The sequence below is a fragment of the Desulfovibrio oxyclinae DSM 11498 genome (assembly GCF_000375485.1).
GTDB classification, from domain to species: domain Bacteria; phylum Desulfobacterota; class Desulfovibrionia; order Desulfovibrionales; family Desulfovibrionaceae; genus Pseudodesulfovibrio; species Pseudodesulfovibrio oxyclinae.
In genome coordinates, this window is the sequence record NZ_AQXE01000015.1 from 16985 (window position 1) to 43509 (window position 26525).

Sequence of the window (26525 nt, forward strand, 5' to 3'; positions counted from 1 at the left end):
AAAGGTCGGTTGAAGGTTGCGATCAGGATGGTCTGGCCATCTCGGTTCTGTTCCGTCCTTTGCTTTTGGCCGCGGTCAGCGCGGATTGAAGACGTTGTATGAAGGTCTCGGGGCTGTCATCGGCCTTTGCCTGTGTCACGGAGAGGCTGACGGTGGTGTGCACCCCGGAGGCGAAGGTTTGGGCTTCGATGTCCCGGCGGAGCTTTTCAGCCACGATTCCGGCCTTGTCCAGTTCGATGTGCGGGATGAGAATGAGGAATTTGCCGCCGCGCCAGCGAAAGAGATAGTCGGTGTCCCGAATCCGACCGTTCACATATCGGGCGATGGAAAAAAGCAGCTTGTCGCCTTCACCGTATCCGAAACGTTCGTTCACTTCCTTGAAATTGTCTATGTCGAAGAATATCCCGGCGAGCAGGCTGCCGTAGCGCCTTGTGTTTTCCAGTTCGCGAACGATGACCGAGTCGAACTTCCGGCGGTTGAAGGTCTTGGTCTGCGCGTCGATGACCGTGAGCTTGCCGATGCGTTCCGTAAGCTCCTCTGCCCTGCGGCGATCTTCGCCCATGCGGGCCATGATGCCCCTGAAGACGAGAACGGCCTGGAATCCGAGAAGCAAAAGACCCGCCACGGTAAGCAGGTAGGCGAACTTCATGAGCTCGCCCGCCTTGGCCGGATCGACGGTCATGGAATAAATGACTCCGAAATCAAGCAACAGGACGAGAGCAAGCCCGATAAGCGTCGCCGAGAAAAGCAGGGAAAGGCGGCCCTGTCCGTGCCGGTTCCGAGGCTGAAGGCTCACTTCGCCGCTCCCGGTGCTTTGGCGGGATCGCCTTCCCAGGTGTAGAAGACCGCGCCACGGTCGCTTGCGGAATCGTAGGCTATCTCAACGGAAAAATGGGGCCAGACCCAGCCCTGCCTCGCGCCGACCTGCCTGCCGTTGCCGTACCGCTTCATGAGGGCTTCCTTCAGAAAGAAGTGGTTCGTGCCGCCTTCATAGGCCACGCCTACCCGGTAGAGCCTCTTGTCCTTGAAGTAGTAGGCCACGGAAACCAGCTCGGCTCCGTCCATTTTCAGGGGCTCGTCGCGTCGGAAATAGGTGTCGTCGAAGCCGGGTTCCTGAACCGGGGCCAGCTCCGGCAGGTTGTCTATGTGCGTTCCCCACTGCATACCGCGAAAATCGGACGGCGGCGGTGCGGAAACGTATTGCTGCGCAAAGGCCGACCCGGCGAGAATCAGCAGGACGGCCAGCGCGAGTAGTGTCCTTTTCATGAAACCTCCATTGATATCAAATTGTACAGCCTCTTGAGGGAATTGCAAGTCCGTGATTGTTGGCAATTGCGGTTACGGCGTGTTAATTGTCATGTCAACGAAGGAGGAGTCATGAAAGGTCTTCTGTGTGCCGTGTGCGCCGTTTTTCTGCTGGCTGCGTGCAGTTCGGGGAACAACTCGGGCGAGGAACTTCGTCAGCTTCGCTCGCGCGTCGAGCGGCTGGAGAAGCAGACCGGCCTCTTGCGTGAGGGCATGAAGCAGACCCGCCAGACGCTGGAAGCCGTGGAAAAGGGACTCGCACGCATGGGCGAAGGCGCTTCAGCCAACGCTTCCGGCGATGCCGGGCCAGAACTCTCCGAAGACAAAGTGACCAAGGACGAGCTGGACGACAAGGCGCGCAGGTTTGCCGGTGAAAGCCTCGACAGGCTGCTCGACCTTTCCCGCACCGTGCTCGACCGCCTTGAACAGCAACTGGAACAACTTGAAGAGGAACCCGCGGAACCGGCTCCGGGGCCTGAGGGTTCCCCTGTGGAGGAAACCATATGAAACGTCTGATATTGATTGGAGCCATGCTCCTGATGATCACCGGGTGCGCATCCGGTGGGATCGTGCCGCTGCATTATACCCCCGTGCAGGCCGTCAAGGGCGACTGTCCGGGCGTGGTGAGTCTTATCAAGTTCGAGGACGAGCGGACCAGCGAAGAGCTGGGCTGGACCAAGGAAGGGGAGCCGGTGCGAGCCGCGGGTGATCTGGGCGAATGGGTTGCGCGGGCCGTGTTCACCGAGATGGCCAACGACGACTGTGACGTGCGCTACCATGAAATGGAAGGTGCATTCCCGGCCGACGCCGAACTCAAGGGGCAGGTGCTGCGCGCTTCGCTTGAGCCCACGGAAAAGACTGCGTGGAAGGCGGTGCTTCAGGTCCGCTTTGAGCTGCTCAGGGACGGCAAGACCATTTATGCCGAGAAGGGCTTTGCGGAAGTGGAAAAGCCGGTCCTGCCGGGTGTTGCCAGCCGTGAAGATCTTCTGGACGAAGCTCTCGGCGGTGTCATTGACGTGGTACTTCCGTCCATCATGAGGGAGCTGCGCTCTCTCTGATTCGGCAACTTGGATGGAAACAAAAACGGGCGCGGCTTCACTGGAAGCCGCGCCCGTTTTCATGAGGATCGTCGGTCCTATATGTCAAGCAGGGCTGCGCGAATGTCGCGCTTGCCGAAGCTGCGTGCCTGTCCTTCGTCCCACATGAAGATGTCGATGCGCTTGGAGTAGCGCTTGTTCATGAGGTCGTTGATCTCGAAAATGCCCACTCCCTCGATGCGAATCTTCTTGCCGAAGACCCAGCCCTGATCGAACAGGTCGCGCGAGACGGCCACGGTGCCTTCGCGAACCTTTCTCATGCTGGCCGCGATGAGGGGGTCGGAGTCGGTCTGCTCCTCCACCGGGTTGTACGCCGTAACGGTGACGGTGAGCACGTTGGGCGCGGAGACCGCCTTGGTGAGCAGTCTTGCCTCTTCGATCATCTGTTTCCTTGCTTCGGCCGTCCTTTGGGTCAAGGCCAGCTTGTGGCGCAGGGAATCTATTTCCATGTTCTGCCAAGCCACCACGCCACCCATGAGCACAAGTGCCGTGCAGAGCAAAGGGGCCGCAATCATTATGGAAAAAAATCGCATAAGCACACTCCGTGTTTGTTCCGGGACGAGGCATATAAGGAGTCGAAGCAATCGTGTCAAATCCGGGGCGATATTTTTTTGCAGTACGCAATTTGCGGTCAATCGGCTGAAATTACCGAAAAACCGCTTTGAACGGTCAAATGCGGCCTCGCCCGTGGTTGTGTAATTTCGGTATCTTGAGCAATACTGGAAAAATAACGATTATAGTTAGCTTGTATAGATTGACCGATAGCATGGCCTGTACTAGCGTGGCGAACATACTCGTGTGGGAGGGACGTAATGCTACAATTCCGAGCGCTGCCCGTTGAACGGGGAGACGCTTTTCTGCTTGCCACCGGACGGGGGGCATATCTTGTTGATGGAGGCGGCGGCAGCGAAAAACAGCTGGCCGGGATGCTGCGGTCGCGCGGGGTGAAGAAACTGCGCGCCGCGATCGTGACCCATTTCGATCCGGATCACGTGGACGGGATTCTGTCGCTGATAGGGCAGGGGTTTCCCATAACCGAATGCTGGCTCCCGCAATCTCTGGCGGATGTGTGCCGCTCGGCCGTGGGATTGAACTGCGACATGCGCCGCTGGCACGAGGCGGAGGACGCAGCTCCGACGGAACTGCCCGCCTCCAGAGAGTCTGACGTTCAGGACAACGGACCTGTGCGGAATATTCTTTATTCGGGCGGGCGTCGTCTTGCCGGCCTTGCGCTGGATTGCGCCTTGCGCCTGTCTGAAAAAGGAAGTCCGCAGGATTTCGATGCCCTCTGGCAGGGCATTAGCACCTGCACGGATCAGAACTGCGCGCCCGACGCCTATTTCTCGGTTGCGAGAAAGCTCATCTCCGGAAGCCGGGAGAGCGTCTTCGACATGGCACGCGATATCTGCGGCGGCAACGGGTACCGCCTCTGCGCCGTGGCCGCGGTGGCCGCCTGCAAGGCGCAGCCTGCGGGGGCGCTGACAGAGCTCTGCCAGTCGTTGTCGCTTGCCGCGCAGAGCGCCCTGCTCCTGTGGGACAGTCCTTCGCGTCTGCGATTCTTCTCGCTGGAAAGCGAACGGGTGGATCATCTCATTCCTCATAGTCACATGATGTGTCTCAATGGAGTGGAGGTCGCTCCACGCAGCGTTCCGGGATCATCCGATGCCGAGGAGTTGATCTCGCTGGCACGGGGGCTTGTCGAAGATCGTTTCAGCCGCGTTTTTCGCTATGGCGACCGGGAATGTTCCGTGTTGTTCTGCTCCGATTCGAGCCTGCCGTTTCTGTCCGCGAAGAGTCGAATGGAGTTGGATCGGCCTACCCTCGTCACCGCGCCAAGGCATGGCGGCACCTCGTGCGACAGGGTCTATCCGCTTATCGAGTCGAGAACACCTGAAGAGGATGTCTGGGTACGCACGCACAACCCCGGTCAGTACAAGACTTCCGAATGGTTCAAGGGCATGAAGCGGTTCTTCTGTCTGAACTGTGGGGGCAGCCTCCTGCAGGAGATTGCGGCGGAGCACGACGGCAGGAGCTGGAGAGTCCTTTCCGGCAATACCTGCCCGCGATGACTCGCATTCGCCGGAAAAACGTGCTAGCGGATTCCTGACTTCCGTCTGGAAGTCGAGGAATTATGCGCATACTCAATGTCATCACAGGTCTGAATACCGGCGGCGCCGAGACCATGCTGCTCAAGCTGTGCGGCGGTCTTCGCGCCAAAGGCGCGGATGTGGGTGTGGTCTCGCTGCTGGAGCCCGGCACAGTGGGTCGTCGCATCGCCGAAACCGGCGTGCCGGTCGAGGGACTCGGGATGCGTCGCGGCGTGCCGTCGCCCGGTGCATTGTTCTCCCTTGTATCCAAACTTCGCAGGGACCGCCCCGACGTGGTCCTGTCATGGTTGTACCATGCGGACCTGCTGGCATTTGCGGCCACACGGTTCGTTCCTCGCACCGCGCTGGCCTGGAACCTGCGCTGCTCCTACATGAATCTGGCCGAATACCGGCGCACCACGGGCCTGACGGTCCGTACCTGCGCCGCGCTCTCACGCTTTCCCGATGCCGTCATGGCCAACTCGGAGGAAGCCATCCGTTTTCATGAAACCCTCGGCTACCGACCGCGCCGAACGCAGGTCATCCCCAACGGTTTCGATCTGGAGTTGTTCCGTCCCGATGCCGAGGCTCGCCGTGCGTTCCGTGAGAAGCTGGGCGTTGCCGAAGATGATCTCCTCGTGGGGCTGGCCGGACGGTTTGATCCCATGAAGGATCATGCGACCTTTCTTGCTGGCGCTGGCATTGCGCTGAAGGATAATCCGCGTCTGCGGTTTGCCTTGTGCGGCACGGGTGTGGACGAAGGGAATGCCGAGCTGATGGATTTGGTTCGGGCCACGGGAGCGGCCGAGCGGGTGCATCTGCTTGGCCGGCAGGATGACATGCCGGGATTCATGGCCGGGCTGGATCTGTTGACCCTTTCCTCTATAGGCGAGTCCTTTCCCAACGTGCTGGGCGAAGCCATGGCCTGCGGCGTGCCCTGCGTTTCCACGGATGTGGGGGATGCCGCATCAATCATTGGGGATACCGGAACGATAGTGCCGCCCGCAGACCCGGAAGCGCTGGCGCGGGCGATGGTGGAGCTGTCCCTGATGTCACCGGATTCCCGCGCGGAGTTGGGTGATGCCGCCCGGGCCTGGGTGGAAAGGAATTACGGGTTGGAATCCGTGACGAGTAAATATATTTCCTTTTTGGAGCAATTGCGGAAATAATACCTATACCTTGCACATCATGGCAGAGTGCGGTCATGATACATATCTGTCGATCACCATATAGGGAGTGAAGCATGACGTTTTTCGATTCCGAATATTTCCTCGGGAGTCTGGGCGGAGACAGCGAACTGGCAGCAGAGCTGCTGGACGCTTACCTTGAAGACAGCCCCAAGCGGCGCGACACGCTGGCGCAGGCCGTGGAGACTGGGGATATGGATGGGGCCGCCAAGGCCGCCCATTCCCTCAAGGGCATGTCCGGCGTTGTGCGCGCCACGCGCCTTTCCGAAATGGCTCTGTCCATCGAAATGGCTGCCAAGGAGGGGCGTGAGGATTATCTGCGCGAACAATTTGAACAGTTCGACTCGTCATTTGCCGACGCCATCGGCGAGATGAGGGATTTTCGCGGCTCCATCTAAAGCGGAGATGCCGGCAAAAAAAGGCCCCCGCACCTGTCGGTGCGGGGGCCTTTGCCGTTCTGGATGTCGAACCTAGTTGGATTCGGCTTCGGCGTCCTGCTCGGCTTCGGGCATGGCGTCGAAGTCGATCTGGACCTTGTTCATGCGCTCGGTGACTTCTTCGGTCACGTCGAGTTCCGGGGACATGGACAGCGCGGACTGCTTGGGCAGGATGATGTCGAGGCCCTTTTCCTGACGGTAGGCTTCCAGCTCCTTGACGAAGGCGTCATTGAGCTTGCCGAAGATGCGCTGCTGTTCCTTGCCCATGCTCTGCTGCAGCTTGCCCATGGCCTGCTTGTAGCGAGCGGTGGTTTCCTGATTTTCGTCAGCCTGCATGGCTTCGTAGGCTTCACGTGCTTCCGCCTGAAGGCCTTCGCCCTTCTTCTGCAGGTAGGCCATGGCTTCGGAAGTGGCGGAGTTGCTCTGGAATGCGACGGTCTCGTCCACAACGCCGATCTTCAGGCTGTCGGCCTTCTGCTGCTGGTTGCAGGCGGTGAGGCCGAGAAGGAGGACGAGGGCGCAGAGCGCGGATGCGAAACGTTTCATGTGCTAAAGCTCCAATGTTTGTTTTTTTGATGATTTCAATGGTCCGTCTACGCCCGGGCGAATCAAATGGCAACCCTGTCGAATCCTGCGCTTCGCAGCTCGGATCCGTCGGGGCCGAGAATCAGGCATTCGGTGCCGGGGCGTGACTTGACGAGTTGCAGGCCGTTTCTGGGGCCGAGGACATAGACCGCCGTCGAGAGCGCGTCGGCTTCGGCCGCGTTGCGTGCGATGACGGTGACCCCGGCCGCGGTCCGACAGGGATAGCCGGTTCGGGGATCCAGCAGGTGGGTGAAGCCGCCGGCCTCGGGCCGCAGCGATTCATAGCTGCCGGAGCTGGCCACTGCGCCGTTGCGAAGACGGGTGACCGCAGGATACTCGCTGCCGTCGGGCGACTGTACCGCCACTCGCCACGAGCGGTGCTCGGAGTCGGTTCTGGCCCGGATGTCGCCTCCGGCGTTGATGAGATGCGTGGATGCACCGAAGTCGCTCAGGACCTCGGACGCCCGGTCCACCAGCGCGCCCTTGGCGATGCCGTCGAGGGTTACCGCCATGTCGCAGCCAAGTGTCAGACGCTGGCCGGAAACGACGATGCGTTCGGCGTGCACCAGCTCAAGTGCCTGCGTGATCTGCTTGCGATCCGGCTCGACACCTCTGGCCGCTGCTTCGCGAAAAAGGGTCACCAGCGGGGTGACGGACGGGTCGAACGCGCCGCCCGTGGCCCGGTGCCAGTTGGCTGCCGCCTCCATCAGCGAGACCATCTGCGGTGGCGGGGAAGCGAGTTTTCCGTCGCGGTTGAGCACGGAAAGGGCGGAGGAGCGGTCATGCCCGTCGAAAACGGGCAACTCTCCACGGATGGCTTCAAAGGCTTTCCCGGCCGCCTCGTCGGCAAAGTCCGGAGATTCGTGGGCCACCGTTACGGTGACGAATGTTCCCATGAGCAGTGCCGTGCGGCTGTGCCGTTTCGTACCCGGTGCGGCAAATGCCGTTACGGGCAGGGAACCCGCGCCGAGGGTCAGACCCAGAATGCCAATGCTCCGGATCATGTCTCTGCGGGAAAGTGTGCGGGCCATTCGCTGCTCCCGTGCTTGGGGTTAAGAATCGTTTTCAGACTACGCAACTGGCGTGTTTTTGTCCAGACGACGAGGTTTTCAGGGGGTCTCTTCGTGCCGGGGCACGTTTTGCCCATTGCTCCGGGATGATAACCTGCCGGGATGAAATGTCAATCCCATGGCATGAGTGTTGCTAGATACTGGCACGGAGAATATCGGGAACGTTTTGCCCGGTTGGGGAACCGGGGAGTGCCCGCAGGAGGAAGTCATGGCATTCAGTTCAATGTATATAGGCGCCACCGGGGTGAAGGCGTACAGCGACGGCATGCAGGTCGTCGGCAACAACCTCGCCAACGTCAATACGGTCGGGTACCGCAAGGCGGATATCCATTTCAATTCGCTGATGTACTCCCAGATGGCAACTGGCAGCCACCGCTCGACGGGGGGCGTGATGGAGTCCAGCCAGATGGGCAAGGGCGTCGGCGTCGCGGCCGTGCTTGCGGACTTCAGACAGTCGGCTCTGGAAAGCTCCAATGAAGTCACCGACCTCGCCATTCAGGGCAAGGGATTTTTTGGCGTGGCCGACCCGGACAATTCGGGAGTCTTCTACACCCGTGCCGGAAATTTCCGGTTCGACCGTGAAGGATATCTCGTGAACCCGGCCGGATACCGCCTTCAGGGATACGGCGTGGACCGTGAGACCGGGCAGGCCAACGGCGCCATCGGCAGCGTACAACTGCCCATGGAGGACGTGGTGGTTGACGGCCAGAACATCCGCACGGTGGTCAGCCCGCCGCGCGCCACTTCCTCGGTCTCCATGATCACCAACCTCGACCGCACGAGCCCCGATTCCATTACCAGCAGTTCGAACCCGTTTTTCGCCATGCTCGGCAGTTATGATGCTTCGGACGAGGATCCGCTTGGACGCGCACCCTATACGTCCAGCATCAAGGTTTACGACGAAAACGGCGACCCGCATCAGCTTACGGTGTCCTTTGATCCCGTGAACGAGAACGGGGTTTCCAATGCTTCCGGCGGCAACACTTTCTGGGAATACGCCGTGACGGTTCCGGCTTCCGAGGACGGGCGTGCAGGCTTTCAGGGCACCTCGCAGGCCGGTTTGCTTGCGGTGGGTACTCTCAGCTTCGGCCCCGGCGGCAGCCTCGTGAACATGAGCGCCTATACGGCGGACGCTGCAGGCACCCTCAGCAACTGGGCCCCCGCAGACATGGGTTTGGTGCAGAGCAACGGTGTCCCAACGTTCGACGTGGCTTTCATTTCGTCAAACGGCAGCACCGCCGCGCAGACCGTGGGGCTGGACTTCGGGGTGAGCACCTCGACCCTGAACTGGTCAGGCGGCGCGAGCAACGCGGCCTTCGTGGGGAACAACGCCGCCGCACTGCCGGAAATGAGCGACACCTCTCTGGGCGTGAATAACACCAGCTCCTTCCCGGACGGGTCAAGAACCAAGTTCGCCACGCAGGACGGATACACGCAGGGCTACCTGCGCGATATCTCCATCAGCCGCGACGGATTCGTGGAAGGCAATTTTTCCAACGGGGAGACGGAACGGCTGGCACAGCTGACCCTGTATCGGTTCCAGAACGATTTCGGCCTGCGGCGCGAGGGGGGCAATCTGTTCTCCGCTTCGCAGGATGCGGGCACGATTCTGACCGGAACCCCTGACAGCGAGGCGTTCGGCACCACGAATCAGAACTCGCTGGAGATGTCCAACACGGACATGGCGCAGGAGTTCGCGGACATGATCCTGACCCAGCGTTCCTTCCAGAGCAACACCAAGGTCATCACCACCTCGGACTCCATCCTCAACACCACCATCAACATCAAGAAATAGCTCTTGAATCCGGTGGGCCGGGCGGGTATCTCCATGCACGGAGGTACCCATGAACAGCGAAAGCATCCGGTCCGCCGTTGAAACCGCCCGGGCCGACAGTCCCGCCGGGGCCGAGGCACTTTTCTGCGCCTGTGCGCTCGCGGACGCGCCAGTGCCCTTCGAGATGGCCATCGCCGCCGAAGGCGCCATGCACAATCCCGCCCTGATCAATCCCGCCGCCGCCATGTTCGCGGTGGCCGCCACCCTCGATCCGGTGTGCCGCCTCGGACTTGTCGAGATGGACCACGCCACCGGCACTTTCAGCGTGCCGCAGCAGGTGCGGCGCGTCATTCTTGACGACCTTGACCCCGACGAACGGGCCGTCTGGCAGGCCCGCGCCCTGCATGCCCTGTCGCTGGCCGTGCCCGACGCCGAACCCGGCTCGCAGGTGCCGGAAGCCCTGGCTCCGCACGTTGCCGCCTGCGTTGAAATGGTCCGGGAAGGACTCGCCACGCCCGACGCCAACCGCATCCTGCACCAGTACGGCTTCCTCCTGCATTTTGCCCAGAGGCACGCCGAGGCCGTGGAATACCTTGAAGCCGCGCTCGCAGTGGACAAGCGCCTCAAGCCGGAAACGCACCCCGACATCGCCGCCGACCTCGAAGGCCTCGCCGCTGTGCTGGCCGCAGCCGGGGAGCACGGACGCGCCGTAGAAGTCTACCGGGAGTGTCTGGCCCTGTTCGAAAAAGGGTGGACCGAGAATAACCGGGCCCTCATCCCGGTGCTTGCCGGGTTGGCTTTGTCTCTCAGGGAAACCGGGGAGAAGAGTGAGGCGGATGAGATGGCCCGCAGGACGCGAGAGCTGTTCGAAAGCCATTTCGGTGATCTGCCGGTGGAACCCGACGGCGTGGTGGCGGACTGTTTGAAGATGAATTAGGCGGGCCGCCCCAACAGTCCGGAGAGGAACGAGCGTGGATCGTTGGCCCTGAGGGCGCGGTGAAACGCTCTCTCCGCCTCGGCTTTGATGGCGAGGCCCTGTGCGTAGCGAAGGGTTTCCATGCCCTGCTTGATGCGGAATGAACGTAGGTCGGCGAGCGCGCTTTCAAGCTCAAGCCGCCAGTCGCCGCGCACGTGCAGGGTCAGCATGGCCAGATAGCCGCTGCGGGCATGTTCCAGTCCGCGCTGCCCTCGCGTGGCGTTTTCCATCAGCCGGAGGGATTCGAGATTTTCCGGCTCCAGTTCCAGTGAGGTGACGAGGCAGTCCGTTGCGGCCCCCGGCAGGTGCCGGACGGCGGAAAACGGAAAGCCGTGGCGGATGATTTTCCCCTGTCGCAGCAGTAGTCTGGCCCATTGCCGGAGCATGGCTCCGGAGGACTCCGGCGCATCAGGAATTCTGGCCCCGATCGCTCGCAGGTGCCGCATGAGTATGGCGCGGGCGAGTTCGCGCATAGTGTCGCCGCCGCAGCGCATGGCGGCTGTTGCGGCACACAGGTTCAGATCCGTATTTGTTGCGAACTCCGTGTTGGCGAACACCGTTGCGGCGGATGACGCCATGGCCGCCTTGTCGTCGGCTAGGGCCTGCATCCTGAGCATTGCCGCCGTGACCTCGGCGTCCGCCGGGAGCTGGCGCAGCCGCCGCACCAGTTCGCCGTTGTCCATCACCGAAGGGCCGGACTCCAGCAGGCGTGTCGCGGCAAGTGTCAGCCATTTTTCCTGATTGTTCGATGCTGTCGAGACAGCCTCTTCGGCAAGCTCCAGAATGCGTGCAACGCGGTGCTCCGGCAGATGGTCGCGGTTCACGCGTTCCCAGGCGGCGCGGGCCATGGCCTGACTCGCTGCGCGGTCCGAGAGCAGGTGGTCGCACAGGGCGCGCATCTCGGCGGCGTCCGCGTAAACCGCAGCCTCGATTCCCGGTTCGAAGAGGGCGTCCTGCTCTGAGCCGAGGTCCTGTGTCACCGGCACGCAGCCGCAGGAAGCGGTTTCGAAGAGCCGGAAATTCACCTCGCCCAAAATGGATTCGTTGGGAGCAAGCCGCGAATCGGCATAAAAGTCGAGCATTTGCGGCAGCGTCAGGTCGTCGCGATGGACGAACCGTTCTGCGTATCGTTCGGCAAGGATTTCCACCAGTCGCCGCCGCATGGGACGCTGGGCGGTGACCCGTCCGGCAAAAGCCATGTCGTGGGATCGGTCGCCGAAGGGATGCCATGGGCGGGCGTGTCCGTACCACGGCAGATGCGCCGTGCGCACACCGAAGGCTTCCACCGCCGCTCGCCAGCGTTTCTGCGTGCAAAGGGTAAGATCGAAGAGCTTGGCGTAACAGGAATGCCAGTACGCGTTGAGGTGCGGATCGACCGACCAGAAGAATCGCGGGCAGTCCAACGCATCCAGACCTTCCAGAAAAAGCCGTCTGCCGAGGTTCTCCTGCTGAAAGACGATATCCGGCTCGAAACCGTGAGTCTCAAGCTCGGCGGGCAGGTCCAGCAGGGATCGGTCCGGGCCGGGACGCAGGGAAAGAACCCTGCATCCCGATTCTTCGAAAGCGCGCACCAGCGGCGGCGAGCACTCCACGAGACAGACGTTTTTACCCGGCACCGGCATTTCCCTTCACCAGCGGCCTAGCGCTGCATGTCCTCGATGACGAGTTTGAGTTCGCGGGCCAGTTCGGAAAGTTCCTGCACGGCCCGGTTGGATTCGCTCATGGCACGCGAGGTTTCGTCGGCGATGACGCTGATCTCCTCGGTGGAGCGGGTGACCTCTTCGCTCGCGGCGGACTGCTGTTCGGCGGCGGTGGCGATGTTGCGAACCTGATCCGCGGTCTGCTCCACGAGGGAGACGATCTCCGTCAGAGCGCTGCCGGACTGGTCGGCCAGCTCGGTGCTGCGGTCGATGGCCTTGGTGGCGTTGTCGGTGCTGACGATGTTTTTCTGCGTCGCGCTCTGTATGGCGGAAATGTAGTCGCCCACCTCGGTGGTGGCGGTCATGGTCTTTTCCGCCAGCTTGCGCACCTCGTCGGCAACCACGGCGAAACCGCGTCCCGCCTCGCCGGCGCGTGCGGCCTCGATGGCGGCATTCAGCGCGAGCAGGTTGGTCTGGTCCGCGATGTCGGTGATCACGTTCATTATCTTGGAGATGCCTTCGGCCTGCTTGCCCAGTTCGCCCATGTTGACCTTGAGTTCCGAGGCGCTTTCGTGAACCTGCTTGATGGTGCCGACAACCATTTCGACCACTTCTGCACCCTCCTGTGCGCGCCCCCTTGACTGGTCGGCCAGCTCGGATGCGCTGGAGGCGTTCTTGGCGACTTCGAGCACTGTGGCGTTCATCTCTTCCATGGCCGTGGCCGTGCTGGCGGCGTTTTCACGCTGCTGGTTGGCGCCGCGGCTGGACTGCTCCACCTGCGCGGAAAGCTCTTCCGAGGCGGAGGCCACCTGGTCGGCCACGCGGTTGGCGCGGGCGGCGGCATCCTCAATGGTGCGGTTCTTTTCCTCGATCTGGTTGAGCGTGTTTTTGATGCCTGTCAGATCGTTCATGAGGGCGAAGGCGCCGGTGAGGTTGCCGTCGAGGTCATACAGCGGTGCCACGTCGAAGCGGACATGTATTTGGCTGCCGTCGGGAAGGTCGGAGGTGATCTCGTTGCCGAGGATGGAGCGCTGCTCGCGCATGGCCTGTCCGGTGATGGTGGATTTGCTCGCGTCTCCGTAAAAAAGTTCGCCCATGGTCTTGCCGAGATGGTCTTCGGGCTTGCCGGTGAGCTTGTACAGGTCGGCGTATGCCTGATTCAGGAAGGTCAGCCGTTCGTTGCGGTCCACCACGAGGCACGGGTTGGTCAGGCCCTTGAGGATACCGTCCGCAAAACCAAGCCGGGTCTTGAGTTCGGCCACCATGCTCTGAACGGATGCCTTGAGATGCCCCATCTCGCCATGGTCCGGGATGTCCACCGTCGCGTTGAGATCCCCGGAGCTGACCTTGTCCGTGTAGGTGATCATGCGGTGCAGAGGGGTCTCCACAGCCCGGAAAATGAGGAATGAAACCCCAAGCCCCGCTATGAGCGCGGCAAAGGTCAGGGCTGCCAGCTGGATTTCCGCAAGTTGGCTCTGCTCAAGCAGTTCATTGATGCTGTTTGAAACCACATGGTTGCCGAGCTCGGCGTCCTCTATGGCCTCTTCCACACGGTAGATGGCTTCTTTGGCCTCGGAGAGCATCTTGTTGCCCTCCACCGGACCAATGCCCTGCTCGCGAATGACATCCGCCGCCTCGAAGAAGAGGTCGTGATATTCATCATAGTCCTCAAGCATCCCGGCCAGGGCACGTCGTTCCTTCTCGTTGACATGTCCGGTCTTCGTTGCGAGGTCGCGCAATTGATTGATTTCGGCACGAAGACGCTGCGAGGCCTGTTCGAACCGTTCGAGATACCCGCGCTGCTTGTCCGCATTTCCTGCATTCAGCAGCAGGTCTTTCTCATAGCGTCTATTCTGAAGAATGAGGCGCTGGATGTTGATGGCGGAGTTGGAGAATTCCAGCTCCACCTCGATCATGCGTTCGTTCTTTTGAGAGTTGTCGTAAATCTGGTAGAAACCGATGCCGCCCACTGCCACGGTCAGTACCAGAACCAATGCAAAGCCGGTTATAAGCTTGGCCTTAATCGTTTTCATGCTTTTCGCCCCTTTTGGGATTGCCGTTTGTCACCATCATGGATAGCCGATGACGTCATGGAATTACAAGCATTACTAAATGATTATATGAGCGGTGGAGAATCAGGGGCAATTTGCCCCTAATCCGAACCGGAGGGTGGCCGATAAGAGATGTACGCACCCGATTCAGGGTCCGGAACGGGAACATCGTTCCGGGAGGCCTGCAACGGGAGACGGGGAGAAAAGGGGGAAGGGCTCGACCCTTCCCCCCTTGAAAGAAACCGCAACACCGGAGGGGAGACTGGTGGCACGGGATCGCGAAGGCCTCGATGAGGCCGTGCGCTCAGTATGTTCTTCACGCGCCGATGAGAAGCGTCGAGCCGAGGACGAGGTCGAGAGAGGCCGCCGTCGCCGGATCGAGGAACTCAAGCGGCAGGTCCGCGAGGGCGACTACAGCCCGGACCTCAAGGACATCGCGCGCCTTCTGACGTCCGCCATGGACCCGACCCTGTGACATCCGGGGCGGGCCGCAACGCCTAGCCCTTGAAAACGTCGTTCCTGATGGCCTCGCGGGCCGCTACCGAAAGAAAATCCGCCGGGTCCACGCCGTGTCGGTCGCAGTACTCCGAAATGCGCTCCAGCAGGTGCCGGTGAAACGTCACTTCCACTTCCTCGAAGTCAGAGCCGTCGGGGGCCACTTCCACTGCTGCGAGCTTGGCGTCGCCCGTGGAGGGCAAGGCGCGCACTGCGTCGAAGTCACGCGGTTCCGGCAGTTCTCCACCTGACTCCAACTGCATGGCCGCAAACATCGCCAGCGCCTCGTGCGCCATGTCCAGCGCCTCTTCCATGTCGGCCCCGAAAGTCACGCATTCCGGAAAATCCGGGAAGGTGACGCCGAAGCCGCGCTTTTCTTTCTTGAATACCGCAATATACTGCATTGATGATCGCTCCTTGTCTGTTGCGGTCCTGTTAGCCCCGCATGGAGCGAAACGCAACAGCAACACATTATCGTCACGCTGCGGTCATGCACCGGTGACAGGATCCGGCGTATGCTGCTTCTAGACAAATTCACGAAAACCCCGCATGGTATTATCCATGAAAAAAGGAGGTCGCATGGAAACGGACGAGGCATCTCCCTTCGGGGTGTCGTCAGGCTGAGTTCACTAAACGGAAAACAGCGAACACGGACGGGGGATTATGGCCCAGAAGCATTTTGTCCTCGATACCAACGTCCTCATTGAAAATCCCAAAAGCATCGCTGCCCTCAGAAACGGGCAGGAAAACATCATCCATATTCCCTACACGGTCCTCGCCGAGCTAGACAAGCTCAAGAAGGATCCCCGCGTCGGCCACATCGTGGCCAAGGCAGTCGGGTGCATCCTCCATGACGAAAGCGTGCGCATCCTGCCGCCGGATTTCGCCCAGGAACTGACCGACGAAACCTACGATGACCGCATCCTGAAAGAAATCATGCACATGGCCCCGGAAGAGGCCATCCTCATCACCAACGACCGCATTTTGCAGATCAAGGCCAAGGTTTTCGGCATTCCGTGCGAGGCGTACCGTGATTCGGTACCGTTTCGCTCTGAGTCGCAGAACTACACCGGCTTTGTGGAGCCGGACGAGGAGCCCGTGCCCAACTGCTTCCGCTGGGAAAACGGTACGCCGGTGCTCTACGGACCGGACGGTCCAAAGTCCATGAATTATCAGCATGAGGCGTGGAACGTGAAGCCGCGCAGCGTGTACCAGAACCTCGCGCTGGAACTGATGCTCAATGAAGGCATCGACATTGTCTCCATTCAGTCCGAGGCGGGTTACGGGAAGACATTCCTGGCTCTGGCCGCTGCCCTGTATCTGGTGCTGGAGCGCAAGGACAATCCGTTCCGAAAGATATATCTCGTCAAGCCCGTGGTGGAAATCGGGGCCAAGATGGGATATCTTCCGGGGGACATTGAAGAGAAGATGACGCCTTACGTGCGCTATGTGAGCGACCAGCTCGCCAAGCTGCACGAGATGCGTTCGGCCAACCGTATATTCGCCGACCCTTCGGCGGAGAATCTCAAACTCAACTCGAAGCGGTTCGAGATACAACCGGTGGCCTTCATCAGGGGGATGAACATCGAAAACGCGGTGGTAATCGTCGATGAGATGCAAAACCTCTCGCGTTCCGAGACGCGGGCGTTGCTGACCCGCATGGGCGAGAACGTCAAGTGCATCTGTCTCGGCGATACCCGGCAGGTGGACAACCCCTATCTCAACGAATCCAACAACGGACTGAACTGGGCGGTGAAGAAGCTCAAGGGATACCGCAATTACGCGCATATGGTGCTCAAGGGAGAGCGCTCGCGCGGGCCGATCACCGACATCGTGCTCAAGTCCAAGCTTTAGGAGTGCAACATACCGCATGAGATGTGCGATTATCGCGATGGTCGTGACCCTCGTTTTTGCAGCCACGGCTGGCGCCGCCGAGCAGCAACGCCCGGCGGCGTTTCCCGCTCTGGAGTCCGTGCTGCGTTCGGTGAAGGAGGCCGATTTCTGCGGCGAGACAGTGCCGCTGCACATTGTGGAGGTGCGCGAGCGGTTCGAAAAGGATCTGTTGCTCATGCTTTGGGACCGTGCGCAGGTCATCCTGTGGCTCAAGCGATCCTCGCGCTATTTCCCCCACATCGAAAGGCTGCTCGACATGCGCGAAATGCCGCAGGACCTCAAATACATCGCGGTTATCGAAAGCGCGCTGCGGAATCAGGCCGGATCATGGGCCGGGGCCAAGGGGATGTGGCAGTTCATGCCCTCCACGGGCCGCAAGTACGGGCTTACCGTGAACCGCAGTGTGGATGACAGACGAAACTTCTACTTCGCCACCAAGGCCGCGCTGGACTATCTTCAGGAACTTTACGATCGTTTCGGCTCGTGGACGCTGGCGGCCGCAGCCTACAACATGGGCGAAAACGGGCTGGAGCGACGCATCCGCGATCAGGAGACCGACGACTTCTACCGCCTGCATCTGCCGCCCGAGACCGAACGGTACGTGGTGCGCGCCGTGTGCGCGAGGATGATCATGGAGGATCCGGAACGCTTCGGTTTCGACCTGCGGGAAGAAGATTATTATCCGCCGCTACGGTTCGACCGGGTGCGGGTCAAGGGACGCCGCTCGGTGCCGCTCATCGTGGTCGCCAAGGCCGCCAACACCTATTACAAGATGATAAAGGACCTGAACCCGCAGCTTCTTGGTGATGCCATCCCGCGCGGCAACCATGCGGTCTTTCTCCCGGCCGGTGCCACCGAAGGATTCATGCGCCGATACAACCCGGTGCTGAAGGCGTATCGCGAGGAGAACGGAACGGACACCTATCATGTCCAGCCGGGGGACTCCCTCATCCGCATCGCCCGCAGGCACGGAGTTTCGCTGAAGCGGCTGCGGGAACTCAACGACCTGAGCGCGCAGTGTGTCATCCACCCGGGACAGGTGCTCCGGCTGGAATAAGCCTTAAAGCGAGGCGGCCAGCATCCCGGCGCCGAATGCTGCGATGAACAGCGCCCCCAGAGTGGTGAGCAGGGCGTGGGACCAGTTCAGGATGGTGCGGTTGTGCCCCGCCATGCGAAGCGTCGCGCCTCGCGCGCCCACTGCGGCCCACGCGAACAGGGTGGTGGTCAGCCCCATGCCCACTGCCATGGCGAACATGGCGGCCAGTCCTGACCACAGGATGTTCAACCCCACGGCAAAGGCAAGGACAACGGCTGCGCCGGGACAGGGGATGAGCCCGGTCACGAAGGAGACCAGCAATACGTGGCTTTTCCCTTTACGGGTTTCGGCCACGTCGCCGGGCGTACAGGCCGCGCCTGCTTCGGCTTCGCGGAGAATACCCCCCCTTCTGAGTTCCAGCACGGCTTTCACCGCCAGAAAGACACCCATGAGCATGAGCAGGCCGTAGCTGGCGGGCTGCATGATTTTTGCGGCCTCGTGGAAACCGCCCATGCCTGCGCCGAGAATCAGGTACGCCGCAGCGACAACGGCGATGGCCGACCCCACGTGCACGAAGGTAATGGCGTTGCCCATGAGGGCCCCGAGCCACAGATCGCCGGGCCGCGCGAGGAAGTAGGAACAGACCACGGATTTGCCGTGTCCCGGCCCCACCGCGTGCACCACCCCGTACAGGAAGGAGAGCGCGAGGAAGGTCCAGAAGGCGGGCCCGAGCGGATTGTCGCGGATGTCGCTGCCCAGCGGGGTGATCTTTTCCTTGAGCGCCTTCTGCCATGCGCGGGCCTGCAGGACTACCTTGCGGAAAAAGCTCGGTTCGACCTTCTTCTGCACGGACCCGGGCGGCACCGGGGTCGGGATGGAGACGCCGGAAGGGCTCCCCACCTGAACATGGATGCCCCGCGGGATATTGAATCCGGCCCAGTAGGCGAGGTCCTGCTCGTCCCGGATCGTGTGCTTTGCGGCAAGGTCCGAGGTGTTGGCGTAGGCAATGGCGTCTTCCTTGAGCAGGATGTCGGCGTAGTATTCCTTGTCGTACACGGCCAGTCGGAACATGCCCGGAGCGGGAACCCGCAGGGGAATGAAAAAGTCGTAGATCAGCCTGTTGTCGTCACGAAGGGACGCTTCGAATTCCGTGGCCTCCGGCATGTCCAGCCGCTCCCCGCCGGAAAATGCTGCGGTGAAATAATCAGAATTCTTCAGATAATCGAAGGCCCCGCTCTTGATTTTCTCGCTCCATTGCGGTGCGGAGTCATCCAGCGGCAGGTCGAGGTCCCCGAGCAGGGCGCGGGTGAACATTTCGTCGAAGAGCCAGTGCTGTCGCACGCCCCGGACGCCGTTTTCGTCAACCTCGAAGGTGACTTCGGCGTCGATGAAGACGTGCGGATGAGCTGCGGCCACGAGCGGAATCGCGGCAAGGGCAAGAGCCAGGAAAAGGATTCGCATCTTGGACATGGTCGATGCCTTGTACCTTCGCTCCCTGGCTCGGGCAAGCCGCATTTGCGGGGAAAACGAGGACCGGTCGGGAACAATGAACGTAATTCCCCATATTGCAATATCAATTGGATTACCATAGAGTGATCGGCACCGCTCCGAGAAGCGTGGCGGGCACCAATGCGGAGGATGAATGGCTGGGACTGAAAGCGCAAAACGCGGCACTCCCCTCTTTCCCGGAAGAGGGCGGTCCCTGTCGCGTGACCTTACCGCCAGTCTGGTGGTCATCGTGGTGTTTTTCGCCACGGCCATGATTGCCTACACCTACTGGCATCAGTCCCGCGATATGCGCGACGCGGCCGAACGCAAGGCCGGGGAGCTCACTGCCCGCGTGGTGGAAATCCTCGCCGTCCCCATCTGGAACCTCGACTACGAAAACGCCCGGCTCATCGGCGCCGTCTACGCCCAGAACGAAATGGTGCAGGGCTTTCGCATCTACGGTTCCCGCAACGACGTCATCTACGCCCATGAAAAAATGATCGGCATCAAGCCGGACTTCAGGCGAGTCAAGGACATCGTCTTCGAAGGCCGCACCATCGGCCGCGCCGAAATCGATTTTACCCTCATGAGCGAACGGGATCGCCTTGAACGGCAGATGCTCGTCTCCGTGATGCTCATTCTTGTCTCCGTCGTGGTTATCCTTGCCGTGACGGGCATTTTGCTGCGCGTCTTTCTGGCCACGCCGCTACAGGTCCTTCAAAAGGGCATCAGCCGTGTTGCGCGAGGCGATTTCTCGTATGATTTTGGTGAAATATATCATTCGGAGCTGTTGGAGATAGCCGAGCGGTTCCGGAAGATGAGCACCGAGATCGAAGCGCGCGAACGCAAGCTGCAGGTCATGAACAACACCTTGCAGGAGGCCGAGGAAAAGTATCGCGGCATTTTCGAAAACGCGGTGGAAGGCATCTTCCAATGTACGCCGGAAGGGGAGCTGCTCAATGCGAACCCTGCCATGGCCCGCTTCTTCGGCTACGACTCGGTGAAGGAATTCCTGCTGCGCACGCGCAACGTCAAGGCGCTGATGTTCGTTGACGGTGAGCGTGGCGACATGTTCCTCGACGCGGTCACCGGCGAGGGCGAGATCATTCGCTTCGAGGCCCAGTACCGGCGCAAGGACGGCAGCATCGTCTGGGGGTCCATCAACGCCCGGACCGTGCATGACCGTGACGGGAACATCGTTTCCATCGAGGGCATCCTCGAAGACACCACCGACCGCAAGAAAGCCGAGGAAGAGCTGGCCGACCTCAACCGCCACCTTGAACAGCTGGTCCGCAACCGCACCGAGGACCTTGTGCGCAAGGCGCGGGAGCTGGAGGACGCCAACCGCAGGCTGCGCGAACTGGATGAGATGAAGTCCGCGTTCCTGTCCTCGGTTTCCCATGAGCTTCGTACGCCCCTGACCTCCATTCTGGGTTTCGCCAAGCTCCTTTCTCGGGACTTCAACAAGAATTTCAAGCCTATGGCCGTGGGTGATGACCGGCTCATGCACAAGAGCGAGCGCATCAACGAGAACCTTGAGATCATCGGCCAGGAAGGCGAGCGCCTGACGCGGCTCATCAACGACGTGCTGGACCTGATCAAGATCGAGTCGGGCAGCATGGGCTGGCAGGATCGGCCCATGGACATCGGCGAGCTTGTCGGACGCGGCGTGCAGGCGGTCAAGGGCATCTTTGAGCAGCGCTCCAGCGTGCGGCTCATTCAGGACATCGACCCGAACCTGCCCAAGGTCATGGTGGACCCGGACCGCATGCAGCAGGTGTTTATCAACCTGCTGAACAATGCGGCCAAGTTCACCGAGGACGGCACCGTCACCGTGCGCGCCCGCATGGCGGGCAACGAGATGATGCGTGTGGAGATCGAAGACACCGGCGTGGGCATCGCCGCCGAAGAACTCGACAGCATCTTCGAAAAGTTCCACCAGTCCAGCCTGAACATCATCAAGCACAAACCGCAGGGCACCGGCCTCGGCCTGACCATCTGCCGCGAGATTGTCGAGCATTATGGCGGCCACATCTGGGTGGAGTCCTCCCTCGGAGAGGGCAGCACCTTCGTCTTTACCCTTCCCCTCGAATAGCTACTGAACCAGCCGCCATGTTCCGTCAGGAGCGCGGTAGGCCGTTGCGTGTACCGTGTCCGTCTTTCCGTCCGGGAAGGTGGCGGTCAGAGCCACGTCGCGTTCGATGCGGCCGTGGTCGCGCCGGGCCGGACGCGGAACCGCGGTGTAGCGCATGTCGGTATCCGGGTTGCGCCACTCGCGGCTGGTGCCGGACGGCGTGTGTTCCAGCGTGCGCGAAAGTTGCGCACGGTCTTCCTTGTCCAGTTCGTTTCCTGCAATGTAACCGAGCAGCAGCCCGGTGCCGGCGCCGATGGCGGCTCCCGAAACCTTGTTGTTGAAGGTCAGCGCGCCGATTGTGGCTCCGGCGAGCGCTCCCAGTCCAGCGCCGGTTTGCGCCTTGTTCGCGCAGCCGGTCAGGAGCACAAGCAGCATCAGCATGGGAATCAGAAAGCGGTTCATGATCGTTCTCCTTTTTGCATGGAACAGGGCAAGCTCCGTGCCGGAATCGTTCATGCCGCAAATGCCCCGAAATTGTTGCAGAATCGTTGTGAAGGCGGCGAAGGATGAGCATATTGTGCGTGGAATGAAACGCAAATATTGCTCTAGGGGTGCAAAATGGTGCCGGAAATGAGGGTTCATGTGGTGAATTCTGACAGCAGGGATCACTTCATGGCTTGCGAATTGCGCCGAGAGGTGTTCTTCAGCCATCTCGGCAGCGACTTCGATGGGGTCCGCGACGACCGGGAAGAGGAGAGTATCCATGCGGTCATTCGCGGCGATAAGGGTGTGTGTGCGTGCGGACGCCTGACGGCCATCGGTCCGGCTGGGTGGGTGGTGACGCAGATGTGTGTGGATGAACGGTGGCGGGGACGCGGCCTCGGCAGTCGGATATTGACCACGCTGCTGGCGCAGGCCGTGAAGCACGGCGGCGGTCGCATCGAGCTGGCCTCACGGCTGAAGGCGGTAGGTTTTTACCGTCGTTTCGGATTCATCCCTGCAGGAGAACCGTACCCTTCCCCGAGGACCGGCGCCATGCTGTTGCGCATGGTGCTGGAGCTTTCCGCCAACTGATCCGGGCTATTCCAGCGTCTCCCGGTCATGCAGGCCGAGGAGGTAAAGGATGGAGTCCAGCCCGAGGGAGCTGATGGCCTGACGCGCGCCGCGCTTGACCTTGGGCTTGGCGTGGAAGGCTATGCCGAGGCCCGCGAGGTTGAGCATGGGCAGGTCGTTGGCGCCGTCGCCCACGGCGATGACCTGTTGCAGGCTGATTCCCTCGTGCTCGGCAAGCTGCTGGAGCAGTTCCGCCTTGCGGTCCGCATCCACGATGATCCCTTCGGCGCGGCCCGTGAGCTTGCCGTCGAGAATCTCCAGCTTGTTGGCGAAGACGTAGTCGATGCCCAGTCGTTCCTGTAGCCGTTCTCCGAAGTAGGTGAACCCACCCGAAAGAATGGCGATGGTATAGCCCACGCGCTTGAGGTTGCTGATGAGCCGCTCCGCGCCTTCGGTCAGTGGAAGACGCTCGTAGACCTTTTCGAGCACGGCTTCGTCCAGTCCTTCGAGCAGGGCCAGCCGCTTGCGAAGGCTCTGCTTGAAATCCAGCTCGCCGCGCATGGCCGCTTCCGTGATGGCCGCGACCTTGTCGCCTACGCCCGCTTCCACGGCCAGCTCGTCGATGACTTCGGCCTGAATGAGCGTGGAGTCCATGTCGAAACAGACCAGTCGGCGGTTGCGCCGGAAAATGCTGTCTTCCTGAAAGGCGATGTCCGCGCCTGTTTCGGCGGACATGTCCAGAAACGCCTTGCGGATCACGCCGAGGTCGCCGGGAACGCCGCGCACGGAGAATTCCACGCAGGCGCGTCCGGGATCCCTGCTTTCGTCCAGCGGTCGCCGGCCGGAAAGACGGCGGATGGTGTCGATATTCAGCCCGTTGTCGTGGATGATGCGCGATATGCCCGCGATGTGCTCTGGCGTGATGGCCCGTGCCAGCAGGGTCACGATGTGCCGGGGCCGGTCTGCGGCGTCCACCCAGTTTTCGTAGCGTTCGTTTTCGAGCGGGTGCAGCTTCATGGAGACGCCGAGCTCGTGCGCCTTGAACAGCAGTTCCTTGAGCACGGGCCGCGAGTCGCGGGGCAGCTTGAGAAGAAACCCGAGCGTGAGAAAGTCGTGAATGACCACCTGGCCGATGTCGAGAATGTCCGCGCCGTATTCGGCAAGCACTTCGGAAAGGATGGCGGTCAGGCCCGGACGGTCCTGTCCGGTAACGTGTACGAGAACGGTCTGTTCCATGCTCTGGGCTCCGGTGAGGGTTCTGCTGTGTTCCGGCGGAATGTGTCACAAAACCGGGCGGGAGTAAATCTCGCTCGGCAGTTGACACCGTGCTGTCGTTTGTCTATTTTGCCAAACATGCAAATTGAACCGATGGAAGACATGGGGGCCGCAGGGCTTGCCGATGCCGGAATCGAGGGCTGCGCCGAGGTTTTCAAGGCACTGGGGCATGGTGCCCGGCTGAAGATGGTCTGTATGCTCGTCGAGGGTGAACAGTGCGTCTGCAAGCTTCAGGAGGCAGTGGGGTTGGATATGTCCACAGTCTCGCGGCACCTGTCCGTGCTCAAGCGCGCGGGGGTGGTGAGCTCCAGACGGCAGGGCAACTGGCAATACTATTCGCTCGATCTGGACTGCGTGGGCGGCTTTGTGGCCTGTCTTGCGCAGCGGATGGCAAAGAGGCGGGGGGCGTAATATCATGCAGGATCTCAAGATGGCGCCGCAGGAACCTTGCGCGTGCATGTCGGACGGCAGTGGTGCGAAGCAGGCTCCGCAATGGAGCGCGGCAAGGATTTTCGGGATCGGCATTCCCGCAATCGTGCTGTGGTTTGCGATCTACAAGATGCTCAAGCCGGTCGCCGACCATGTGACCGCGCAGGTCTTCGGGCTGGACATGGCCAAGCCGCTCGGCGCGGCGGTGGCATTCTTTATTTACGACACGCCAAAGGTTTTGATGCTGCTGGTGCTGATCGTGTTCTTCGTGGGTATTCTGCGTTCCTATTTCACGCCGGAACGGGCGCGGGCCATGCTGGCTGGCCGCAGGCAACTGGCAGGCAACGGCCTTGCCGCGGCGCTGGGTGTTGCCACGCCGTTCTGTTCCTGTTCGGCAGTGCCGCTCTTTGTGGGATTCGTCACTGCCGGTGTGCCTCTCGGGGTCACCTTCTCCTTTCTGATTTCCGCGCCCATGGTCAACGAGGTTGCCCTGGTCCTGCTTTACGGCCTGTTCGGCTGGAAGGTGGCCGGAATCTACCTTGTCACCGGGCTTGCCGTGGCCGTGGTGGCAGGCTGGATCATCGGACGACTGAACATGGAGCCGCATCTGCAGGACTGGGTCCGCTCCCAGCTCTCCATGGGCGGCGCTCCCGCATCCGTATCCATGACGCTGAGCGACCGCGTCCGGGCCGGGCTGGAGGCCGTGAAGGAGATCGTGGGCAAGGTCTGGCTCTATGTGGTGATCGGCATCGCGGTGGGTGCGGGCATCCACGGATACGTGCCCGAGGACTTCCTTGCGGGCATCATGGGCCGCGAAGCGTGGTGGGGCGTCCCTGCGGCGGTGGTCATGGGCATCCCCATGTATACCAACGCGGCCGGGATGGTCCCGGTTGTCCATGCACTCATCGGCAAGGGGGCGGCGCTCGGCACCGCGCTGGCGTTCATGATGTCCGTGATCGCCCTATCGCTGCCCGAATTGTTGATCCTGCGCCGCGTGCTCAAGTTCCGGCTGCTTGCGGTCTTCACCGCAGTGGTGGGCGCGGGCATTCTGCTGGTCGGGTATCTCTTCAACGTGTTGATGTAGGATTAGTTTTTTCCGGCACTCCTTGTCACCGCGCGTGCGGAAAGGTATATAAGCCTCCTGGACCCCCTCATTCAGAGTCCGGGAGGCTTCATGCGTTTCGACGGGCCCACACAATGCGGCGTGCACGATGACTACGTCGAAAGCCGCATCAGGGAAAAGATTGAAGACTACAAGCGCTACTCGTTCGACGAGAAGAAAAGCCGCGCGCTGGCCATTTTCTTCGACCTCAGTCAGGAGTTTCAGGCAAGGGATCGGTTCTACGAGACCCTGATCCTCATTCTGAAGGTCATCTTTGAACTCGATAGCGCCATGTACGTGCTGGAAGACGAGGAGACATTCGTCCTCGCTTCCTGTTCGAGCGCCTATTCCAACAACCCGCGTATCACTCGTTCGTGGGATGATGACATGGGCAGCGAAACCGTCAGACGGGGAAAGCGACTGTACATCCCCATTCGCTGCAACCCGGAATTCAACGACATGCTGCCGTTCCCGCCGCCGGACAACATCATAGGGATGCTGGTGGTGGTCATGTCGCAGGAACTCGAAAGCGACATGCTGCTGTTCCTTGAGAAGTACGCCAACCGCGTCGGGTTTCAGCTCCATAACCGCATCCTGCGCGACAGAAGCCGCGAGCACCTCGACTTCATCAGGAATCTGGTGGAGGACATCGGCCACAACGTCATTGTTCCCAATATTTATTTCAAGCTTTATTTCAACAGGTTGAGACGGCGGATCGATTCGCTCTCCGATCTGCGCGACGAGGCCGAGGCCGCAGATAACGAATGCTGTCGCCGGATTGCCAAGAAGCTCGACAGGATGCATGGCGGCCTGCGTGAACAGTACGAGGAGATATACCGCCACTACGTGCAGACCAGCATGTTTCTGGAGACGCTGTTGCGCCGCAGGCACTTCGAGGAAGGACGCTATGTGCTGGAGAAGCGGCCCTGCAACCTCATGAGGCAGGTCATCGAACCGCAGCTGGAGCGGTATCTGGAGCGGATGGCGGAGCGGGACATCAGGGTGGACCTATCGTTTGGCGGAGCGCCGGATCAGGCCGTGCGGATGTACATGGACGTGGGGCTGATTTCGCAGGTCTTCGCCAATCTCTTTTCCAACGCGGTGAAGTACACCGGCAAGGTCGAACTGCCGGACGGCAGGCGTGGCAAGTTCGTCAGCTATGGCTGGCGCATCCTCAAGGACTACTTCGGCCAGGGCGCAAGCGCCATACGCATGTTCGTGTTCACCACTGGCGAGCCGCCGAACGTGGATGATCCCATGGAGCTTTTCGAGCCCGGATTCCGGGGCTCGGACACCGCTGCGGAGCAGGGCTCGGGGCACGGGCTGTATTTCGTAAGGCAGGTGGTGGAACTGCATCGCGGCGAAGTGGGCCTGAAGGTGCACCCCGAGGGGAACGAGATATTCATCATCCTGCCGTTTCAGGTGGAACCGGAGAGGAGCGGCGACGGCCGGAAGTGCGACCTGTAACCGG

26 protein-coding genes are annotated in these 26525 nt (G+C 61.0%); 15 read left to right on the forward strand and 11 right to left on the reverse strand.

The genetic code is table 11. The annotated features are described in order from the left end of the window. Positions 1–22 precede the first annotated feature (22 nt). Both B149_RS17420 and B149_RS0114390 read right to left on the reverse strand, forming a co-directional pair. The gene (locus B149_RS17420) at positions 23–796 is read right to left on the reverse strand and encodes a GGDEF domain-containing protein (RefSeq protein WP_018125869.1); all 774 of its coding nucleotides are present in this window, start codon (positions 794–796) and stop codon (positions 23–25) included. Then, positions 793–1266, reverse strand: coding sequence for a hypothetical protein (locus B149_RS0114390; protein WP_018125870.1), 474 nt, complete (start codon positions 1264–1266; stop codon positions 793–795). Before B149_RS0114390 ends, B149_RS17420 begins: the two co-directional genes overlap by 4 nt. A 111-nt stretch (positions 1267–1377) precedes the next feature. On the opposite strand from B149_RS0114390, the gene B149_RS0114395 reads away from it, so the two are divergent. Continuing rightward, positions 1378–1812: a hypothetical protein gene (locus tag B149_RS0114395; RefSeq protein ID WP_018125871.1), complete on the forward strand. Its 435-nt coding sequence runs from the start codon at positions 1378–1380 to the stop codon at positions 1810–1812. Further along, positions 1809–2363 carry a hypothetical protein gene (locus B149_RS0114400; protein ID WP_018125872.1) on the forward strand — a complete coding sequence of 185 codons (555 nt, stop codon included), beginning with the start codon at positions 1809–1811 and terminating at the stop codon, positions 2361–2363. The genes B149_RS0114395 and B149_RS0114400 overlap by 4 nt, the downstream gene beginning before the upstream one ends. Before the next feature lie 77 nt (positions 2364–2440). Here the strand turns inward: B149_RS0114400 and B149_RS0114405 are convergent, their stop codons facing one another. Further along, on the reverse strand, positions 2441–2935 hold the full coding sequence (locus B149_RS0114405; RefSeq protein ID WP_018125873.1) for a 3D domain-containing protein: 495 nt from the start codon (positions 2933–2935) through the stop codon (positions 2441–2443). Between the two features lie 279 nt (positions 2936–3214). On the opposite strand from B149_RS0114405, the gene B149_RS0114410 reads away from it, so the two are divergent. The 3 genes from B149_RS0114410 to B149_RS17425 all read left to right on the forward strand — a co-directional run bounded on the left by B149_RS0114410 (position 3215) and on the right by B149_RS17425 (position 6074). Beyond that, positions 3215–4471: an MBL fold metallo-hydrolase gene (locus B149_RS0114410; protein WP_026167635.1), complete on the forward strand. Its 1257-nt coding sequence runs from the start codon at positions 3215–3217 to the stop codon at positions 4469–4471. A 62-nt stretch (positions 4472–4533) separates the two neighbouring features. Next, entirely contained in the window at positions 4534–5658 is a 1125-nt protein-coding gene (locus tag B149_RS0114415; protein ID WP_018125874.1) for a glycosyltransferase family 4 protein, read from the forward strand. 74 nt (positions 5659–5732) lie between these two features. Beyond that, complete coding sequence (locus B149_RS17425) at positions 5733–6074, forward strand: Hpt domain-containing protein (protein ID WP_018125875.1); 342 nt, start codon at positions 5733–5735, stop codon at positions 6072–6074. A 72-nt stretch (positions 6075–6146) separates the two neighbouring features. Here B149_RS17425 and B149_RS17430 read toward each other — a convergent pair whose 3' ends face one another. Continuing rightward, a complete protein-coding gene (locus tag B149_RS17430; RefSeq protein WP_018125876.1) occupies positions 6147–6659 on the reverse strand; it encodes an OmpH/Skp family outer membrane protein in 513 nt (170 codons plus the stop codon). A 62-nt stretch (positions 6660–6721) separates the two neighbouring features. Continuing rightward, a complete protein-coding gene (locus B149_RS17435; RefSeq protein ID WP_018125877.1) occupies positions 6722–7729 on the reverse strand; it encodes an FAD:protein FMN transferase in 1008 nt (335 codons plus the stop codon). A 247-nt stretch (positions 7730–7976) separates the two neighbouring features. On the opposite strand from B149_RS17435, the gene B149_RS0114435 reads away from it, so the two are divergent. Continuing rightward, a complete protein-coding gene (locus B149_RS0114435; protein ID WP_018125878.1) occupies positions 7977–9563 on the forward strand; it encodes a flagellar hook protein FlgE in 1587 nt (528 codons plus the stop codon). 49 nt (positions 9564–9612) lie between these two features. Further along, positions 9613–10479: a tetratricopeptide repeat protein gene (locus tag B149_RS17440; RefSeq protein ID WP_018125879.1), complete on the forward strand. Its 867-nt coding sequence runs from the start codon at positions 9613–9615 to the stop codon at positions 10477–10479. On the opposite strand, the gene B149_RS17445 is transcribed toward B149_RS17440, so the two are convergent. Both B149_RS17445 and B149_RS0114450 read right to left on the reverse strand, forming a co-directional pair. Next, complete coding sequence (locus B149_RS17445; protein ID WP_169332929.1) at positions 10476–12134, reverse strand: glycosyltransferase family protein; 1659 nt, start codon at positions 12132–12134, stop codon at positions 10476–10478. The two genes, B149_RS17440 and B149_RS17445, sit on opposite strands and share 4 nt — an antisense overlap. Positions 12135–12157: 23 nt before the next feature. Further along, positions 12158–14191 (reverse strand): methyl-accepting chemotaxis protein, encoded by a 2034-nt coding sequence (locus B149_RS0114450; protein WP_018125881.1) that lies wholly within the window; start codon positions 14189–14191, stop codon positions 12158–12160. A 283-nt stretch (positions 14192–14474) separates the two neighbouring features. Between B149_RS0114450 and B149_RS0114455 the strand changes: the two genes are divergently transcribed. After that, on the forward strand, positions 14475–14684 hold the full coding sequence (locus B149_RS0114455) for a flagellar biosynthesis anti-sigma factor FlgM (RefSeq protein WP_018125882.1): 210 nt from the start codon (positions 14475–14477) through the stop codon (positions 14682–14684). Positions 14685–14706: 22 nt separating this feature from the next. Here the strand turns inward: B149_RS0114455 and B149_RS0114460 are convergent, their stop codons facing one another. Then, the gene (locus tag B149_RS0114460) at positions 14707–15108 is read right to left on the reverse strand and encodes a type II toxin-antitoxin system HicB family antitoxin (RefSeq protein ID WP_018125883.1); all 402 of its coding nucleotides are present in this window, start codon (positions 15106–15108) and stop codon (positions 14707–14709) included. Positions 15109–15367: 259 nt separating this feature from the next. Here B149_RS0114460 and B149_RS0114465 point away from each other — a divergent pair, with 259 nt between their 5' ends. Continuing rightward, entirely contained in the window at positions 15368–16558 is a 1191-nt protein-coding gene (locus B149_RS0114465) for a PhoH family protein (protein ID WP_018125884.1), read from the forward strand. A 16-nt stretch (positions 16559–16574) separates the two neighbouring features. Then, positions 16575–17654 carry a lytic transglycosylase domain-containing protein gene (locus B149_RS0114470; protein WP_026167637.1) on the forward strand — a complete coding sequence of 360 codons (1080 nt, stop codon included), beginning with the start codon at positions 16575–16577 and terminating at the stop codon, positions 17652–17654. 3 nt (positions 17655–17657) lie between these two features. Here the strand turns inward: B149_RS0114470 and B149_RS0114475 are convergent, their stop codons facing one another. Continuing rightward, positions 17658–19103 carry a HoxN/HupN/NixA family nickel/cobalt transporter gene (locus B149_RS0114475; protein WP_018125886.1) on the reverse strand — a complete coding sequence of 482 codons (1446 nt, stop codon included), beginning with the start codon at positions 19101–19103 and terminating at the stop codon, positions 17658–17660. A gap of 172 nt (positions 19104–19275) precedes the next feature. On the opposite strand from B149_RS0114475, the gene B149_RS0114480 reads away from it, so the two are divergent. Next, positions 19276–21216, forward strand: a complete 1941-nt coding sequence (locus B149_RS0114480; protein WP_018125887.1) for a sensor histidine kinase — start codon at positions 19276–19278, stop codon at positions 21214–21216. On the opposite strand, the gene B149_RS0114485 is transcribed toward B149_RS0114480, so the two are convergent. Beyond that, entirely contained in the window at positions 21217–21657 is a 441-nt protein-coding gene (locus tag B149_RS0114485) for a glycine zipper domain-containing protein (protein WP_018125888.1), read from the reverse strand. A 210-nt stretch (positions 21658–21867) separates the two neighbouring features. Here B149_RS0114485 and B149_RS18115 point away from each other — a divergent pair, with 210 nt between their 5' ends. After that, complete coding sequence (locus B149_RS18115) at positions 21868–22269, forward strand: GNAT family N-acetyltransferase (RefSeq protein WP_169332930.1); 402 nt, start codon at positions 21868–21870, stop codon at positions 22267–22269. Positions 22270–22275: 6 nt separating this feature from the next. Here the strand turns inward: B149_RS18115 and serB are convergent, their stop codons facing one another. Then, positions 22276–23484, reverse strand: a complete 1209-nt coding sequence (gene serB / locus B149_RS0114495; protein WP_018125890.1) for a phosphoserine phosphatase SerB — start codon at positions 23482–23484, stop codon at positions 22276–22278. A 132-nt stretch (positions 23485–23616) separates the two neighbouring features. Between serB and B149_RS0114500 the strand changes: the two genes are divergently transcribed. From B149_RS0114500 to B149_RS0114510, 3 genes are all read left to right on the forward strand, one after another. Then, positions 23617–23934 (forward strand): ArsR/SmtB family transcription factor, encoded by a 318-nt coding sequence (locus B149_RS0114500; protein ID WP_245533224.1) that lies wholly within the window; start codon positions 23617–23619, stop codon positions 23932–23934. Positions 23935–23938: 4 nt separating this feature from the next. Further along, complete coding sequence (locus B149_RS0114505) at positions 23939–25036, forward strand: permease (protein ID WP_018125892.1); 1098 nt, start codon at positions 23939–23941, stop codon at positions 25034–25036. Positions 25037–25126: 90 nt separating this feature from the next. Beyond that, the gene (locus B149_RS0114510) at positions 25127–26521 is read left to right on the forward strand and encodes a sensor histidine kinase (protein ID WP_018125893.1); all 1395 of its coding nucleotides are present in this window, start codon (positions 25127–25129) and stop codon (positions 26519–26521) included. The last annotated feature ends 4 nt before the right edge of the window (positions 26522–26525 follow it).